16 protein-coding genes and 2 pseudogenes are annotated in these 15,465 nt (G+C 55.9%); 10 read left to right on the plus strand and 8 right to left on the minus strand.

The window, feature by feature from the left end; all coding sequences use genetic code 11:
* Positions 1–320 precede the first annotated feature (320 nt).
* The 4 genes from HMPREF9696_RS02135 to HMPREF9696_RS21120 all read right to left on the minus strand — a co-directional run bounded on the left by HMPREF9696_RS02135 (position 321) and on the right by HMPREF9696_RS21120 (position 3,269).
* The gene (locus HMPREF9696_RS02135) at positions 321–1,946 is read right to left on the minus strand and encodes a recombinase family protein (protein ID WP_002711299.1); all 1,626 of its coding nucleotides are present in this window, start codon (positions 1,944–1,946) and stop codon (positions 321–323) included.
* Positions 1,943–2,452: a DUF2924 domain-containing protein gene (locus HMPREF9696_RS02140; RefSeq protein WP_002711300.1), complete on the minus strand. Its 510-nt coding sequence runs from the start codon at positions 2,450–2,452 to the stop codon at positions 1,943–1,945. Before HMPREF9696_RS02140 ends, HMPREF9696_RS02135 begins: the two co-directional genes overlap by 4 nt.
* On the minus strand, positions 2,449–2,901 hold the full coding sequence (locus tag HMPREF9696_RS21115; protein WP_002711301.1) for a DUF3489 domain-containing protein: 453 nt from the start codon (positions 2,899–2,901) through the stop codon (positions 2,449–2,451). Before HMPREF9696_RS21115 ends, HMPREF9696_RS02140 begins: the two co-directional genes overlap by 4 nt.
* A gap of 104 nt (positions 2,902–3,005) precedes the next feature.
* Positions 3,006–3,269, minus strand: a complete 264-nt coding sequence (locus HMPREF9696_RS21120) for a hypothetical protein (protein ID WP_245259279.1) — start codon at positions 3,267–3,269, stop codon at positions 3,006–3,008.
* Between the two features lie 86 nt (positions 3,270–3,355).
* On the opposite strand from HMPREF9696_RS21120, the pseudogene HMPREF9696_RS02150 reads away from it, so the two are divergent.
* A pseudogene (locus HMPREF9696_RS02150) lies at positions 3,356–4,147 on the plus strand (patatin-like phospholipase family protein); the annotation flags it as partial.
* A gap of 76 nt (positions 4,148–4,223) precedes the next feature.
* A complete protein-coding gene (locus tag HMPREF9696_RS02155) occupies positions 4,224–5,006 on the plus strand; it encodes a TetR/AcrR family transcriptional regulator (protein ID WP_245259186.1) in 783 nt (260 codons plus the stop codon).
* 214 nt (positions 5,007–5,220) lie between these two features.
* On the opposite strand, the gene HMPREF9696_RS02160 is transcribed toward HMPREF9696_RS02155, so the two are convergent.
* Positions 5,221–6,323 (minus strand): IS3 family transposase gene (locus tag HMPREF9696_RS02160; protein ID WP_085946800.1). Its coding sequence is split into 2 segments (ribosomal slippage): positions 5,221–6,077 and positions 6,077–6,323, totalling 1,104 coding nucleotides; the frame shifts between segments, so codons are not numbered across the junction.
* Between the two features lie 79 nt (positions 6,324–6,402).
* On the opposite strand from HMPREF9696_RS02160, the pseudogene HMPREF9696_RS02170 reads away from it, so the two are divergent.
* Positions 6,403–6,618, plus strand: a pseudogene (locus HMPREF9696_RS02170) (transposase); the annotation flags it as partial.
* Between the two features lie 54 nt (positions 6,619–6,672).
* Here the strand turns inward: HMPREF9696_RS02170 and HMPREF9696_RS02175 are convergent.
* On the minus strand, positions 6,673–7,146 hold the full coding sequence (locus tag HMPREF9696_RS02175) for a hypothetical protein (RefSeq protein WP_002711306.1): 474 nt from the start codon (positions 7,144–7,146) through the stop codon (positions 6,673–6,675).
* A 155-nt stretch (positions 7,147–7,301) separates the two neighbouring features.
* Between HMPREF9696_RS02175 and HMPREF9696_RS02180 the strand changes: the two genes are divergently transcribed.
* The 6 genes from HMPREF9696_RS02180 (at position 7,302) to HMPREF9696_RS02200 (ending at position 13,104) form a co-directional block, all read left to right on the plus strand.
* Positions 7,302–7,772 carry a MarR family winged helix-turn-helix transcriptional regulator gene (locus HMPREF9696_RS02180; protein WP_002711307.1) on the plus strand — a complete coding sequence of 157 codons (471 nt, stop codon included), beginning with the start codon at positions 7,302–7,304 and terminating at the stop codon, positions 7,770–7,772.
* Positions 7,765–8,982 (plus strand): HlyD family secretion protein, encoded by a 1,218-nt coding sequence (locus tag HMPREF9696_RS02185; protein WP_002711308.1) that lies wholly within the window; start codon positions 7,765–7,767, stop codon positions 8,980–8,982. Before HMPREF9696_RS02180 ends, HMPREF9696_RS02185 begins: the two co-directional genes overlap by 8 nt.
* A gap of 1 nt (position 8,983) precedes the next feature.
* Positions 8,984–10,525, plus strand: coding sequence for a DHA2 family efflux MFS transporter permease subunit (locus tag HMPREF9696_RS02190; RefSeq protein WP_002711309.1), 1,542 nt, complete (start codon positions 8,984–8,986; stop codon positions 10,523–10,525).
* A 576-nt stretch (positions 10,526–11,101) separates the two neighbouring features.
* Positions 11,102–11,794 carry a TetR/AcrR family transcriptional regulator gene (locus tag HMPREF9696_RS02195; protein ID WP_245259187.1) on the plus strand — a complete coding sequence of 231 codons (693 nt, stop codon included), beginning with the start codon at positions 11,102–11,104 and terminating at the stop codon, positions 11,792–11,794.
* Positions 11,795–11,818: 24 nt separating this feature from the next.
* Positions 11,819–12,232 (plus strand): hypothetical protein, encoded by a 414-nt coding sequence (locus HMPREF9696_RS21995; protein ID WP_245259188.1) that lies wholly within the window; start codon positions 11,819–11,821, stop codon positions 12,230–12,232.
* Positions 12,233–12,444: 212 nt separating this feature from the next.
* Complete coding sequence (locus tag HMPREF9696_RS02200) at positions 12,445–13,104, plus strand: patatin-like phospholipase family protein (protein WP_430642280.1); 660 nt, start codon at positions 12,445–12,447, stop codon at positions 13,102–13,104.
* Positions 13,105–13,586: 482 nt separating this feature from the next.
* On the opposite strand, the gene HMPREF9696_RS02205 is transcribed toward HMPREF9696_RS02200, so the two are convergent.
* Positions 13,587–13,886 carry a PilZ domain-containing protein gene (locus HMPREF9696_RS02205; protein ID WP_051053198.1) on the minus strand — a complete coding sequence of 100 codons (300 nt, stop codon included), beginning with the start codon at positions 13,884–13,886 and terminating at the stop codon, positions 13,587–13,589.
* Positions 13,887–14,052: 166 nt separating this feature from the next.
* Here HMPREF9696_RS02205 and HMPREF9696_RS02210 point away from each other — a divergent pair, with 166 nt between their 5' ends.
* Positions 14,053–14,529 carry a MarR family winged helix-turn-helix transcriptional regulator gene (locus HMPREF9696_RS02210; protein WP_157169985.1) on the plus strand — a complete coding sequence of 159 codons (477 nt, stop codon included), beginning with the start codon at positions 14,053–14,055 and terminating at the stop codon, positions 14,527–14,529.
* A 243-nt stretch (positions 14,530–14,772) separates the two neighbouring features.
* Here the strand turns inward: HMPREF9696_RS02210 and HMPREF9696_RS02215 are convergent, their stop codons facing one another.
* Entirely contained in the window at positions 14,773–15,078 is a 306-nt protein-coding gene (locus HMPREF9696_RS02215) for a baeRF12 domain-containing protein (RefSeq protein ID WP_002711313.1), read from the minus strand.
* Between the last annotated feature and the right edge of the window lie 387 nt (positions 15,079–15,465).

Below are 15,465 nucleotides of genomic sequence, written 5' to 3' on the forward strand. Positions count from 1 at the left end.
TCGGACCGGTCTCTGCGACGGATTCGGCCGCGTCGGTCTCCCATTGGAGGCTGTTTGACACATAAATCTCTGGCGTCGATTTTTGATATCCGAATTTCGACGTCTTGGACCGCTGAGACTGGTTCGTTTTCGCGTGAGACCGGGTTTGAAATAGCGATTTGAGCGCGAAGGCGGCACTCAAAGTGCTGAGTGAGCAATTGCAGGGGTGATTGGCCCGCGCACCAGCTGGAAGTGAGCCCAGCTTCCAGTTCGGCTCGACGGTCATGACCGCAGGCACACTGGTGAACGTCACTAAATGTGTTGTGTCGGCGATTTTTACATCAACGTTTTGAACTGACCTTTAGCAGGTGGTGTTGTTGGCGCCAGGAATGCACGGACGATTTTGCCAGTTCGGTGATTGTGAGGTTGGCAGGCGCCGTCCCTTCGATGATTGATTGCACGATGGATGGCGCGACAAACGCAAGCGGCGCAAGCAGGCGGATGTGACGTTCAACCTTTTTCTCTTTTGTGGCGATGTCTGCGAATGATTTCACACGTCCCGACGTCATGTCGCCGACCCATTGCCGCGCCTTGGCAATCGCGTTCAGGAGCGCGTCACGCGTGTCCGGGGTCAATGTAGGACCGGTCGGATCCGGTGCGTAAGCGATTCCTTTCACCGCGGAGAATACTTTGGCGGTCCAGGGGATTGAGATCGTATTTGAGCTTGCTGATGGCGAGTCCTTTGTTTTGCGAATTCCTGGAATGGTGTTCCTTAATGCGGATTCGGTCTCAAGAAGTTTGATCTCAAGGACCTCCCGTCTCACGACTATTTTTTCAATATGCGCAATGATAGCTTCCTGATCCGAGGGAGCGTCCGGATTGCAGCTGGATAAATTCTGCCGAACCGCCTGCAGGACGAGGTTTTCTATCTCGGTTGCAGGAACGCGATTGACGGAGCCTGCATCACGTTTGCGTCCCTGGATTAATGCGTGTGAGACATAATACCGGTATCGCACGCCGCGTTTGTTTGAATGGCTCGGCGTCATCCGATTGCCGATGTCATCAAAAATACGCCCCATCAGGAGCGCAGGTGAACCTTTGAGGCGCATTGCACGATCGACCGTGTTCTTCGTCAGCTTTTCCTGAACGTTGTCGAAAAGCGCATGGTCGAGAATGGCCTCGTGCTCTCCAGCGTGGATCTCACCACGATAATCGATCTCGCCGGTGTAAAATCGATTACGCAGCAAATGGGCGAGGGCACCGACGCCGAATGGAATCCCGCCCCGGCTTTCTCCATTCGACAGAGGCCTGATTTTTGTCCGGATTCCCTTGCGCTCCAGGACTTCAGCAAGAGCTGCGATTGAATCGGCTTCAAGATACAATGCAAAAATCAGACGTACGATTTTCGCTTCCGCCGGAACGACAACAAGCTTCTTGTTCTCAGTGGCATAGCCGAGCGGCACGGGTCCGCCCACCCACAACCCCTTACGCTTGGACGCCGCGATCTTGTCCCGAACCCGCTCGCCAATGACCTCTCGTTCGAACTGGGCAAACGACAGCAGCACGTTAAGGGTCAGGCGGCCCATGCTGCTTGTGGTGTTGAACGACTGGGTAATCGAGACAAAGGAAACGCCGTGCTGATCGAACAGTTCGACCAGCTTGGCGAAGTCGGCAAGCGAGCGTGTCAGTCGATCGACCTTATAGACCAAGATGATGTCGATCTTGCCATCGCGCACGTCGTCGAGCAATCGTTGCAGCGACGGTCGGTTGAGGGACGCGCCCGAGAGTCCGCCATCGTCAAAATGATCGGGAATGAGTCGCCAGCCTTCATGGGCCTGGCTCTTGATATAGGCCTCGCAGGCTTCCCGCTGCGCATCGAGTGAGTTGAACTCAAGGTCGAGGTTATGTTCGGTGGATTTTCGGGTGTAGATCGCGCAGCGCTGCCGTTTTGGCGATTGAGGCGTCATCGGGCGCTCCCCCTGCCGCGACGAGGAGAACTCCGCGCTGCCTTCTCTGTTTTGTCCACTTCGCTGATGCCCAATCTCAGGCCAAAGAATTTTGGACCGTTCCAGTTGGTGCCGGTGATCAGGCGCGCGATGATCGAGAGACTGGCATAGGTTTCCTCCCTCCAGACGAATCCGTCCGATGCCACGACCACTGAATGCCGCTCGCCTTGGTATTCTCGAACCAGAACGGTGCCGGGCTTCAAGCGTCGTTGCGCTGTTTCGACCGCGGATTTACCCCGTCCGATGTCGTTCAAAATTCGCTGCGACGCCCGGCTTAAACTGCCGAGCGCCTTCTCTTGCATGTGGAAGCAGATCATGCGCCCCAACATGTCCTTGCCGAACGCGGACGGTGGGGACGATTTAAACGTCTGCCGCCAAATTATCCGAAGCTGATCGACCGGCAGAGATCGGATCTGTTCGATCTCTGCCTCAAGCGCCGCTTCGCTCTTACTCGATATGTCGCTCATACCTTCTGGGATGGCCTGTGGTCGGCGATCCGGTACGATCGTTCGCTGCCGGATTTATCTGACACCAGATTCAAACTCAGTCGTTTGCGGACGACCCCAGCAAAGAAGCCGCGCACCGAATGCTGCTGCCAGCCGGTCGCCTTCATAATGTCGGCAATGGTCGTGCCTTTTGGCTGGCGCAGCATCGTGAGCACAGTGGCTTGCTTTGAAGAGTCGCGTGCGGGCTTTGCCACTGCGGGGTGGAGAGAAGGTCCTTTGGCTGGCTTCGACTGAGGGGCAGTTTCGAAGGAGCGTGCGGAGGGCTGTTCAGCGACGCCTCGAACGCGGGAGCGTGCTGCCTTGTCTGAACGAGTTGTTTTTACCACCTTCGATGGTTGTCGTACCGTGACAGCGGGTTTGCGCGTTACACCTGCTTTGCGGGCAGTACCTTTAGCTTTCTGGATGTTCATGGAATCTCCTGTGGGTCAACGGCAACATCGGGTGCTGCCACTGACCCGGCCCGCCGATCGCAATGCGAGGGCGGGGGGAGGGTCCCAGCTAGGGAAAACGCTGACTATGCGGTCTCAGCAAACAGGTTGCGTTTGATTGTCAGCGCTGCCTTGAACAGGTCCCGTGCCTCATGCACCAGGCCCTCAAAGTCCATCAGGATCTGTACCGCGCGATCCACGCTGCCATCGCGCGCGCAGCTTTCTGCGGCTTTCGCGATACTAAGAGTTTCTTCCAGCTTGCCGCGGATTTCCGTTACGAGTGCGGGGCGACCACGATATTTGCGGCGACATCGGTCATCAGGGTGCTCTTTTTGCGTACCACCACACACGCTCCGTTCGCCGCCGAAGTCGAGCGGATTGTGAGCAATCTTGTGGCTCTTATCGAACGGTTCGGATCACAAAATGCTCGGGGTTAGCTTTCCTTGGATCTGACTACGATGACGTGCTGCAGGAAGTCTATACAAGCGGCATAGCGGAAAGACTCGTCGACAGCCCCAATTTTCTGCACGTATTGTTTGGGGCAGGGTTGTTCGGCAATACCCGATTGCGGGAGCTTGTTGCTCGCTATGTCGGCCAAGAGGCTCTGGCGGCCGTCGCCGAGGAATCCGCTAAGGGCCGACGATTGCTTGTCGCGACGACCGACCTTGATACTCAGCGCACAGCGATTTGGGATATGGGCCGTATCGCCGAGGTTGGGACGGCCGAAGCACTCAGCCTCTTTCGTGATGTCATGGCTGCATCTGCGAGCATACCGCTCGTGTTCCCGCCGATTTTGATAAGCGCGAAGGCTGATGGTAAAGAGTTCCAGGAGATGCACGTCGATGGTGGCGTCACGGCACCGATCCTGACGTTACCCGATGCGTTTTTATTGGAGGGGCGTTCACTTCCCGCAGGTCATCGGCTCAACATTTATCTTCTCTTGAACAACAAGTTAGAACGGGACTTCGAGCTTGTCCCGAATAGTACAATTGATGTTGCGTCGCGCGCTATCTCTTCGGTTACGAAATCCCAAACTCGGTCCATTGTTTTTTCAACTTATGAGTTTGCTCGTCGCAATCGACTAGACTTCCACCTGACTTTTATCGATCGCAAGATCCCTTCGCCTTCGTCGCCAGGCTTCGATACGACTTATATGCGCGGGCTTTACCAATACGGCTACGAAAAGGCGCGTGGCGATCATGCTTGGACGGGCACCCCTCCAGGGTAACCCTCCAGATAAAGGCGTGGGGTGTAACAAAGTCGCAATATTCTCGACATTTTCACGGTATCCCGATGAAAAGCCGATGACCCCGGCCGCGAAGCACGATATCGATTACCGGCAAACGCCACTCAAACAACAAGCGGGATCCCTAGGCATGGGCGCTAATCACTATGCAGCGAAGCCTAGACAGGCGGTGAAGCGAAAATTCAGTGGTGGCCGCCCCACAAGGGACGCTGCAGCGTTGCGTGACCAGCATCTCCTTGCTGTAGCCACGGCACTGTTTCTAGAGCGCGGGTTCGATGCGACATCTATAGATGCAGTCGCTGAGGCTGCGCATGTGAGCAAGCCGACGGTCTATGCGCAATATCAGGATAAACGGGGCCTGTTCAGCGCAGTGCTAAGGCAACAGATAGGGCAATTTCTTGCCCCCCTCGCTACCGCAGCGGAAATGCCGGTCAGCGCGCGCTCTAAGGCGTCTGTCGAGAGGACATTAATCGATCTCGGCCGCAAGCTACAAGCGATCACCAGCGGAGCGCGTCATGCGTCTGTCCGCCGAATCCTCGCGGCACAGGCGGCTAACTTCCCCGAGCTTGCGTTATTGGCACATGAGGAAGGGTGGTCAAAAGCTGTTAAAACCACGGCGCGCTTTTTTGACCATCTTGTCGCCGAAGGCGTTTTGGAATTGTTCGATTCGGAGATTGCAGCGGAAAATTTTCTCAACATAGTGATGGGTCACACTACGCGTTTCGTGCATTACGGTATCGCGATTGATCCAAAAGAGCAGGACCGGCGCCTGCGTCTCTCCATTCGCATGCTCCTTACGGGCTTTTCCGCAAAGGCAGTAAGGGCGCTGGGGGACCGTTAACGGTTTGAAACGCCATCAACTTGCGGATTCTTACCGATGTGCAAATCGTTGACAATCAAAAAACAACACATATCGTTTTGTTATCTGCTCCTGTCAGAATAAGCGTACGCATAGCGTGATGCTGTGGACCGATGGTGCCGCTCCCCAAATTCACGGCCGGCTAGGATGAATGCAAGGTGCCATTTTGGAGCTGCCCCGTTTTGTGGTCCAGGTTCTAGGCAATTTCTCGGACTGTTTGAGTTTGTCGTGCGAACTCGTTCGGCGTCAAGTTGCCAAGCGAGGTATGGGGTCTGTCGTTGTTGTAGTGGCACCTCCATTCTTCGATCCGGTCGGTGGCGTCTGCCATCGACAGGAACCATGATGCGTTGAGACACTCTGCACGTACGCGACCATTGAAGGCTTCACAAAATGCATTGTCGGTTGGCTTTCCTGGCCTGGAGAACTCGATCTCAATGCCGTTAAGATAGGCCCATTGATCGAGCATCCTGCCGGCAAACTCCGGACCGTTGTCGCAGCGAACAGTTTTTGGCTTGCCGCGCTCCTTTGCCAGCCGCTCAAGAACATCGACGACCTGGAAGGCCTTGAAGTTCGCTCTCGGAACGATCGCAAGTGATTCTCGTGTGTGGCAGTCGACAACCGTCAAAAGCCGGAATGAGCGGCCGTCGAACAGCGCATCCGACATGAAGTCCATCGCCCAGCATTGGTTCTGGTCTGCGATCTCTGGCCGACCTGAACGATAGCGCCAGGCTCGCTTGCGCTTCGGGGCTTTGGACCTGATGGAGAGCCCTTCTTCGCGATAGAGCCGATAGATTCGCTTGTGGTTCAAACGGTAGCCTTCGCGCAGAAGCAGCACATGAAGACGCCGATAGCCGTAACGTACGCGACTGGCCGCGAGGTCCCTCAACCGAATGCGCAGTTCAGTTTGTGGATCGCCGCGCGACTTGTAACGCTGCGAAGAGCGATGGAAGCCGGTCGCCTTGCAGGCCCGTCGTTCGCCGATATCGTAGACCTTCTGAAGATGATGCACGATCTCGCGTCGGACGGCGGGCCTCACCATTTTTTTCTTAAGACATCCTGCAGCATCGCTTTGTCCAGCGTCAGATCCGCCACCACACGCTTCAGCTTTGTGTTCTCATCCTCAAGCTGCTTCAGCCGTCGGATCTCGGCCACACCCATGCCGGCGTAGACTTTCTTCCAGCGATAGAATGTCGGCTCCGACACCCCCATCTTGCGGCAGATCTCCTCGATCGTCGTGCCGCTCTCAGCTTGCCTCAATGCAAAGGCAATCTGCTCCTCCGAAAACCGCTTTCGCTTCATGGCATCCTCCCTCCATGGGGTTCAGAATGCCCGAAAAAATTGCCCTCAACATGGACCAGTTAGATGGGTCAGGATCACGCTCGCGGCACGCGACATCACAGCCGTGATCCCGCCCAAAGCCAACCGCAAGATTCAGCGCCGATGTGATTTCGCGCTTTACCGCGAACGCAACCTCGTCGAGCGCTTCTTCAATAAGCTCAAGCAATTTTGTGGCATCGCCACCCGATATGACAAGCTCGCCAGAAATTACCTCGCCGCAATTCAATTGGTCGCTGGTACTATGCTCCTCAACTGAAGACACGCCCTAGTGGAGTCCGAGGCGATGCCGGTTCGAATATCTCACAATCAACTAGGCCTTCACCATCGTAATTGACACGCTGCGGATCTCGCCCTTGGAAGTGATGGAAACGGACTGTTGTTGGCCGCGTGTGATGATTGAGAGGTTCGCAGCGAAGCCGGCAGCCTCGACAAAAACGGTAATTCGTCCCCCATCGACACGGCCTTGCAGGTTGCCATGGATGTTGCGGCTTGCTTCGCTCCAGGTTCCCGACAATGCTCCAGCCTGGCTTGAAACGTCGCTGCTGAGATCGAATTTGTAGCTGTCACTCGCGCATCGAAGCGCCAGTGTCAGTTTGTCGCCTGTTTCATCTGCTTTGTGATTTGCCCGGCAACGAATTTTTTCCTTAGACCCGTTGGCCAGCGAAACCGTTCCCGCTCCCGACCATGATCCGTCAAACTGCTTGAAAGGTCCTGCTTGCGCAGATGCCGTTGCTGCAAGCATTGTTAGTGCTGCAACCGTCATTGAGATGATCGTGGTTTTCATCGAAAACTCCTGTGTCGGCCTAAGCGTAAGATTTCTGGACCCATTCAGTTCCCGGGTGCGACGCAATAATCTCTCGTGCCAGAATTTTTCCCGCACCCTTGCCAAACCGTTGTGTCACCATATAGTAAGCACGCTTACTATATTGGAGCGGCCTGATGGAAGCAAATTCCCCGACACTTGGGTTTTTACTGCATGATGTCGCCCGGCTTTTGCGCCGCAGGTTCGAGCAGAACGCGCGCGGCTCGGGGCTGACTAGGTCGCAATGGCAGGTGCTCGCCTATCTGGCCCAGAACGAAGGGATCAACCAGACCGGGCTTGCCGACCTATTGGAGATTGAGGCGGTCACTCTAGGGCGAATTGTTGACAAGCTCGAAACGCAGAGACTGGTCGAACGGCTGCCGCATCCCATCGACCGCAGGGCATGGATTCTTCGTCTAACGCCCGCCGCGCGTCCGGCGCTGGCACAGGTGCGCCGACTCGGGGACATGACGCGCGGTGAGGCGCTGGCGGGGTTGTCAGAAGCGGACACTCGGCATTTGTTGAACACACTGCAAATGCTGAAGGCCAATCTGGCGCACGCATGCGAGGCGCCGGTCGTCACTCAAAAGAGAGCAAGCCATGGCTAATCCGAGCGACAACGAAAGTTTAATCGGCGACGACAAGATGCGTTGGCTCAATCGTCGCGTCGAGACCGTAAATGCACCGGGCGCTCAACGGCCGGAGTTGAAAGCGCCGGGCGAAAACCGGACGCCGCCGCCGGAGTCCGACGAAGGGCCTAAATCGCCAAGGAAATCGCTGAAGCGGCCTTTGATGTTCGCTCTTCTGCCAGTGGCGCTGGTGGTTGCCACATACTTTTATGTCACCGGCGGCGCCGTGATGTCGACGGACAACGCCTATGTTCAGGCCGACATGGTCGGATTGTCGACCGACGTGTCCGGAATCGTGCGAGAGGTGCTGGTGAAAGATAACCAGACCGTTGCGAAAGACGACGTGCTGTTCAAACTGGATGATTTACCCTTCCGTCTTGCGCTGCAGAAGGCCGAGGCGCAGGTTGGCAACACGCGTAACGACCTTATCGCGCTCCAGACCAGTTACCGCAACATGCAGAGTCAGGTCGAGCAGGCCAAGAAGGACGTTGATTTCAACGAAGTCAACTTCAAGCGCCAGCAGCAGCTGATCGCCAACAATTTCACCCCGCAGGCCTCGTTCGACGCCGCCCGCAATACACTGCAGGGCGCCCAACAAAAGCTTGCCTCGCTGACGCAACAGCTGGCCGGCATCGCGGCCAATCTCAACGGGGACCCCGATGCCCCGGTCGAGGATCATCCGCGCTACAAGGATTCGCTTGCCTCGCGCGACGAAGCGGCGCGGCAGCTTGCGCACACGACTGTGCGCGCGCCGTTTGCCGGCATCGTGACCAACGTGCCGTCGCTGCAACCCGGCCAGTACATGGCAGCCGCCACCACGGCCTTCAACATCGTCTCGTCCGATCACGTCTGGGTTCAGTCGAGTCCGAAGGAAACCGAACTGACCTATGTCAGGCCGGGTCAGCATGCGGTGATCGAAGTGGACACCTATCCGGGTTTCCAGTGGAACGGCACGGTAGACAGTATCAGTCCGGCATCGGCATCGAGCTTCTCGCTGCTGCCTGCGGAAAACACCAGCGGCAACTGGGTCAAGGTGGTGCAGCGCATTCCGATGCGTGTGCGCGTCGAGAACGCGCCTGGCAAACCGCCGCTGCGCGTGGGTATGAGCGTGGCACTGAGCATCGACACCGGTCATCCGCGCGGCTTCCCGTATTTTCTCAGCGCGATGTTTGGCGGTTCGGGAGCCTGATATGCCGACCGGCAACGCAGCCACGCAGCACACGGCCAACCGGGCGGCGATTACGGCCTGCATCATTCTGTCCGTGATCATGCAGGCGCTTGATACAACGATTGCCAACGTGGCGCTGCCCTACATGCAGGGCAGCGTATCGGCCAGTGCAGATCAGATCAATTGGGTGCTGACATCCTACATCGTGGCCGCGGCGATCATGACCCCGCCTTCGGGATTCTTCGCCAACAGGTTTGGCCGCAAACGTGTGTTGATGGTTGCAATCACCGGCTTCGTTGTGGCGTCCGTGCTCTGCGGAATCGCGCAATCGCTGTTTCAGATTGTCGCATTCCGTCTGTTGCAGGGAATGTTCGGCGCAGCGCTTGTGCCTATTGCGCAATCGATCCTGCTCGACATTTACACTCCGGAGGAGCGCGGCTCCGCGATGGCGCTATTCGGCGTATCGGTCATGGTCGGGCCGGTGCTCGGGCCGGTAATCGGCGGATGGCTGACCGACCATATGTCATGGCGATGGGTGTTCTACATTAACGTTCCCATCGGGGCGCTCGCATTCCTTGGCATCTCGCTTTACATGAACGAAACGAAGATCGCTGCCGAGACAAAATTGGATTGGCTCGGTTTCGGCAGCTTGAGCGTCGCCATTGCGGCTATGCAGGTGTGTCTCGACCGGGGTTCGCAGCTTGATTGGTTTTCGTCATTCGAGATTTTAATCGAAGCGGTTGTCGCAGCGTCGGCGTTCTACATCTTCCTCGTCCACACATTCACGGCAAAGCGATCATTCGTAAATCCGCGATTGTTTCTCGACCGCAATTTCGCGGTGGGAATGTTTTTTATTTTCATCGTCGGCGTGACCTACCTGGCGTCGATGGCGTTGATGACACCCTATCTCCAGACGCTGATGGGCTATCCCGTCGTCACCGCTGGGCTCGTTATGGGCCCACGAGGATTGGGCACCATGGTCTGCATGTTCATGGTTGGCCGCCTGATCGGCAAAGTCGATACACGGTTTTTGCTCATGACCGGCCTGCTGCTGACCGCATGGGCGATGTATGACATGACCGGTTGGACCCCCGACGTTTCGCAGTGGACCATCGCGGTGACCGGTTTTGTCCAGGGGGCCGGGCTGGGATTTTTGTTCGTCCCGCTCACCACCGTGACATTCGCGACGCTCGCGCCCGAGAGCCGTGCGGACGCCACGGGTCTGTACAATCTTTCGCGCAACGTGGGATCGAGCGTCGGAATTTCTGTTGTTTCCTATTTGTTGGTCAGGAACAATCAGATCAACCACGCAACCATCGGAAGTCATGTGACTGCGGTTAATCGTGCGTTCAACGATGGCGCGGTGATGAAGGTTCTAAGCCCCTGGACGGCGAGCGGTCGTGCGGCTTTGGATCTTGTGATCCAGAAGCAAGCCGCGATCATTAGCTACATGAACGATTTCAAACTCATGATGATCCTGAGCCTCGCAGCCATTCCGCTGTTGCTGTTGCTGCGGGGTGCTTCGCCGGCAACAGGAAGTGATCATGCAGTAGTAATGGAGTGAGCCTCCGAAACGGCAAATGGCCATCGCGGACGCTTACTTTAAACTTCGCGCGATATGAATCCAGAAAGGCCATCGGTCCGGCGAATTCGTTCTCTCGTTCACAAGAGAAGACAGATGAAGATCGCGACCAACGCGGCAATCATGCCAAGCATCGAAATAAGCACGACCTGCACGGCATAGCGCCCGACGCGTGGACGAACTGTTTCACTCACCGGTCTCGTCCCATAGCAACGAAATGCTCGAACCCTGGACGAAGAAACGGCCGGTCTGCGGATGGGACTGCAATCCGCTGACCGGCCGCGTCACGACGCTGTCCTTACGGGCGTTTCCAGATCAGCTGTCGTGCAGCACTCCGGCAGGCCGCGCGATTTTTGTTTCTTGGAATCGCTTCGGACCCGACCGGAATGCCGATCTCGTGAATGGCGTTTGGTGGTTGTGAAAAAACAGCCCAAGCTCGGGACTTGTTGGCCGGCAGCGTCCTCGGAGAAGGTCCTGGGACAATGAATCATGACTAGCCTCATAAGAAACTATACTGTATCGTTTATATAATCGGCGTTCGGATCTGCAAGGAAAATTGTGACGAACACGCAAAGAGATGCTGATTTGCCCCATTCTGCTGCGTTGCAGCGGAAGAAATCGGGAGGGCGACCAACCCGCGAGGAAGCAGTGCGCCGAGATGCCCGGCTGCTCGACATCGCCACGACATTATTCATGGAGCGGGGTTTTGACGGCACATCGATCGATGCCGTCGCGGAATCGGCGGGCGTAAGCAAGCCCACCGTTTACAATCGATACAAGGACAAGCGCGATCTGTTCGCCGCCGTGCTGTGCAGCAGGATCAGGCTTTGGCTGGCTCCCATATCCGCTGCCGCCGAAAGCCAAATGAAGGCGACCGGCGTTGAGAGCGTTGAGGAGACCCTGCATCAGCTTAGCCTTGACATGCTGGCGCATTCGATGACGCCCGACGTCGCAATGTTACAGCGGGTTGTGGCGGCGCAGGCGATGCGATTCCCCGAATTGGCCACGTTGGCGCATGAAGAAGGATGGCTGCGCGCCGTCCGGGGCGTTGCAACGCTGCTGCGTCATTTTGGGAGACTTGGCCAGATAAAGGCCGATGACCCGGCAGTCGAGGCGGACCTTTTTCTCAATCTTGTACTCGGTCACGCCAAGAGACTCGCACTTTTCGGTATCGCGGTCGTTCCTGCGGAGGAAGAGGTGCGCAGACGTAAGGCGGTCGAACTTTTTCTCAATGGCACAAGAACACGCTGACCTATTTTTCCGCCTGAATTACCGATGAAAGTGCATGACATGTCTTGCGCAACCGATCATGGCCATGCCTGGATACAGACAGAACAGCGCGGCGGAACGAACGAAACATGTGATCCGCACCAGAAAAATGCTGGCTGGATGACCAACCAAGCCCTTGCTGTATTGTCGGAGGGTCAGTCGCTGGCGGTAGGTGACCGGGTCAGAATGAGCTCGCGCGGGAGAGCGCGACATCCTAAATACGGCGATCGCGAAGGTTTCATTGTCAGCAAAGGATCCCCAAGTAGCTGGCGCGTCAAATTCGACGAACGTAAATCAATCCAGAGCATCCATCGCGACTATCTTGAGAAAGTGGATAGCGCAGATCATTCGTGGCAAGCGGATTGTGGGTTTGGAGATCTCGATAAAGCGAGACCGCAATCGTACGGAACGCCCGGTTGATCTTTATTCAGCGCCCAGGGCGTCAGAAGTATGCAGCGTATGTCCTCTCGTTGGCTTTTCTGACAGGATGTAGCTCTCTTCCCCGAACGCCCTATACGGAGGTCGATGCTACAACGTCGCAGGTCTTGAATCTGGCTGACGTGCGCAGATACGCCGATGAGCCTGCGGCGAGCTTCATCGATAACACGTCTCAGCCATATCGCAGGGGTCCGTTGACCTATCTCGCGCTATCGGGTGGAGGAGCGGACGGTGCATATGGTGCCGGCGTTCTCAACGGGTGGACCGCATCGGGAACGCGTCCGACGTTTTTAATCGTGTCGGGTGTGAGTACGGGTGCCCTGATCGCACCGTTCGCTTTTCTAGGTCCGCAATACGACGAGACCTTGCCCGATATCTATACTAGCGGCGTCGCCGCAAGCCTGATCGATACGCCAAATGTGCTCAACGCACTTTTTGGTGGGGGCCTTTCAGGCAATAGCCGACTGCGCGAACTGGTCGCGCAGTATGTCAATCAGGAAATGCTTGTCTCGGTCGCTGCGGAATACGCCAAGGGAAGGAAATTATTCATTGTCACGACCAACCTCGACACCCAGCGCACCGTGATCTGGGATATGGGCCGTATTGCGAAAGTAGGATCGCCTAAAGCGCTGAGTTTGTTCAGGGACGTTGTTGCGGCGTCGGCAAGCATCCCGGTAGTGTTTTCGCCGATGCTGATCGATGCGCAAGCGAACGGGAAACAATTCCAGGAGATGCACGTGGACGGCGGCGTGACGGCGCCCGTTCTACGGTCCGGAGGCATTTTTGCTTCAGAAGGCAAGCCCAGGGAGCGACCTCCGGCTGGCGATATATGTCATATGTCCTTATCGATGTAAGTCAGGTTGAAACCGAAACGGTTGCGGCGGGTAAAATCATAAGTTTCCTGTAAGATCGAGCGAACCTGCGTCTTCGTCACGGACGCCGAAGCTCGCGCGGCAATGTCGGCCGTCATGTCATCATAAACTACAAGGTGGAGCGTGACTTTCAGTTGGTCGACAACATACCGAAGTCGAGCTCGTTGGGGTTCCAGGCCGAGTATATGCGCGGACTTTATCAGTACGGATTTGAGAAAGCTCAAACGCCTGGATTTTGGTCAATGCGCCTCCGACCGACGGCCGCTTGCCATCCGCCCGCCTTCGTGCCTCTGCAAAAATGTAAAGTTTCGCGTGGCCGCACAGCTGAACATGCCGTTGCCGACGGCGCCTCCCTCCGGCGCACCTTTGCGCAAGAGAATCAAATCAAGCAGGGTAGATTTTCCTAGCGGGAAGTCGGTTTGGGTGTTCGGAGGATGATTCATTCAAGTGATTGAACGCCGAGCCTAGCGGATGTAGCTCGCGGCTTCCACGAACGTTATGCCAATGCGCTTTTCTTTGCGCCATACGACATGAGCGTCACGGCGGAGAGGCTCGCCTTGGATGTGCAGCTCAAATGTTTCTGGAATGCCGATGGGGCTAATGACCTCCAGCGAAGCGCCGGAATCTGAGATATTGCGCACCACGCAACTAATACTTCCGCTGCCTTTGAACACGATGGTCCCCGGCTTCAGGACGCGTTGCCGCCGCACACGTCGTTTGTCAGTCGCGGCTAAACTGGTTGGCAGATCTGTCGGGCGCTTCATCGTTTATACTTTGATGCAGATGTTATATCGTATCCCAAATTGGTATTCTGAGCGATCCGTATCAACCCTTACCGATTCGATTAGACGGTGTGGCAAAGCGGACTTAACGGTAATGAGGCAATCTTATTGTAAGATGCCTTCCAATCTCTTAAGGAGCGGTACCAAAGTGGCTGACGGCAATGTTATTAAGGACGATATCGCATTCGCAGCAGGTGAAATCACACGGAACCTCAGGCGTACCTTCGATGCCCGTATGCGGCCGATGGGCCTATCTCAGACAAAATGGCGGCTTTTAATTCATCTGCAGCATAGCGACGGTCTCAACCAGACCGAACTGGCGCAATTGCTGGAGCTTGAAAGGCCGAGCGTTGGACAGGCAATCGACGACCTTGAAAAACTGGATATGGTGAAGCGAAAGGCGTCCGCAACCGACCGCAGGGTCTGGCGCGTCCATCTCCGGCCGGCGGCGCGGATGATCTTAAAACGGATGCGCCGCGAGGCTGACGACATCTATGAGACGATGTGGGCCGGATATTCACTATCAGATCTCCGAACGCTTCGAACTAGTTTGCAGCGTGTCGCATCTCAACTTGCCTCGATAGATCAAGAGGCTGTCGGCGTACCCAAATCGAGCAAAAGATAATCAGAAAGTAGCGCTGTCAACGAGGGCAAGGTACGAAGTTTGGGCTTTATTGCATATTCACGAAATGCACGGCACGGCGAACCTGATCCAGATTGAGTGACGGAGACAGCGAGTTTATTGCGTACTCATTCTGGCCGATTTTAACTTCGCGACAGCCTACATTATCTCGCCCGCAGTACAGCGCTGGCTCCAAATAAGTTACCCGCATAAGGCGTTGCACACCGTTCAGCGGCTAGTGCAATTCTAGGCGGCAGCAATTGCCTTCTCGATATCGTGCAACGTGTGACCAGTTAGGTCCTTCGAGATTTCGCCGCGAAGCACTTCCAACAGCTTTTTATGGTAGCTCTTGGGAAGCGCGCCAAGGGTGCGAGGGGCGGCGATAATAAGGAGATCGGAAATCTCTCCGTCAAGAATGCGCTTATTTAGAAAGCTTGCGATTCCGCCGGCAAAACCGTCTTCCGCGGCTTGGCTTTCATCGGGGTTTCCAAAGTTACTCTGATGGCGCGCGCCCGCTCCTTTATTTACGCTTTCTATTTCCGGTTCGGGCATCGCCGTCAACGCTGGGTTTATTCCGTCTCCAGTATTGCGAAACAGACTGAACTTTCTCCGTCTGCGACGGCCACGATTGATCCTTGAGGCAACAGCATGAATTCTCCGGAATATGAGAGGGTTACAAAGACAGGCTTAACTTCAATCTGTCAGAGCGCACTAAGTTCCTTAGCGGTCTCTCTCTCAAAATAGGGTGATGCTCATATATCAAGTCTATTCCTGGCAAATCCTGTTGGACGTTGTATTCACAATTCGACTGTGGTTGATCAGCGGCAACAGGATCGACTTAATACCGTAAGCGTCAATTCCTTACACGTGGGCTTAGTGGAGGGTGTTGGAAGGCCGCCAATTCCAGGGCAGGATTTCGTCGAGCCGGTTCATCGGATA

The sequence above is a fragment of the Afipia clevelandensis ATCC 49720 genome (genome assembly GCF_000336555.1).
GTDB lineage: Bacteria > Pseudomonadota > Alphaproteobacteria > Rhizobiales > Xanthobacteraceae > Afipia > Afipia clevelandensis.

What these genes read in the sequence shown, in the direction of transcription:
- HMPREF9696_RS02205 (WP_051053198.1), bottom strand. Translation starts at nt 13,886, where the DNA reads ATGAAGCGCCCGACAGATCTGCCAACCAGTTTAGCCGCGACTGACAAA.
- HMPREF9696_RS21995 (WP_245259188.1), top strand. Translation starts at nt 11,819, where the DNA reads ATGAAAGTGCATGACATGTCTTGCGCAACCGATCATGGCCATGCCTGG.
- HMPREF9696_RS02190 (WP_002711309.1), top strand. Translation starts at nt 8,984, where the DNA reads ATGCCGACCGGCAACGCAGCCACGCAGCACACGGCCAACCGGGCGGCG.
- HMPREF9696_RS02175 (WP_002711306.1), bottom strand. Translation starts at nt 7,146, where the DNA reads ATGAAAACCACGATCATCTCAATGACGGTTGCAGCACTAACAATGCTT.
- HMPREF9696_RS21115 (WP_002711301.1), bottom strand. Translation starts at nt 2,901, where the DNA reads ATGAACATCCAGAAAGCTAAAGGTACTGCCCGCAAAGCAGGTGTAACG.
- HMPREF9696_RS02135 (WP_002711299.1), bottom strand. Translation starts at nt 1,946, where the DNA reads ATGACGCCTCAATCGCCAAAACGGCAGCGCTGCGCGATCTACACCCGA.
- HMPREF9696_RS02185 (WP_002711308.1), top strand. Translation starts at nt 7,765, where the DNA reads ATGGCTAATCCGAGCGACAACGAAAGTTTAATCGGCGACGACAAGATG.
- HMPREF9696_RS02155 (WP_245259186.1), top strand. Translation starts at nt 4,224, where the DNA reads ATGACCCCGGCCGCGAAGCACGATATCGATTACCGGCAAACGCCACTC.
- HMPREF9696_RS02180 (WP_002711307.1), top strand. Translation starts at nt 7,302, where the DNA reads ATGGAAGCAAATTCCCCGACACTTGGGTTTTTACTGCATGATGTCGCC.
- HMPREF9696_RS02215 (WP_002711313.1), bottom strand. Translation starts at nt 15,078, where the DNA reads ATGCCCGAACCGGAAATAGAAAGCGTAAATAAAGGAGCGGGCGCGCGC.
- HMPREF9696_RS02140 (WP_002711300.1), bottom strand. Translation starts at nt 2,452, where the DNA reads ATGAGCGACATATCGAGTAAGAGCGAAGCGGCGCTTGAGGCAGAGATC.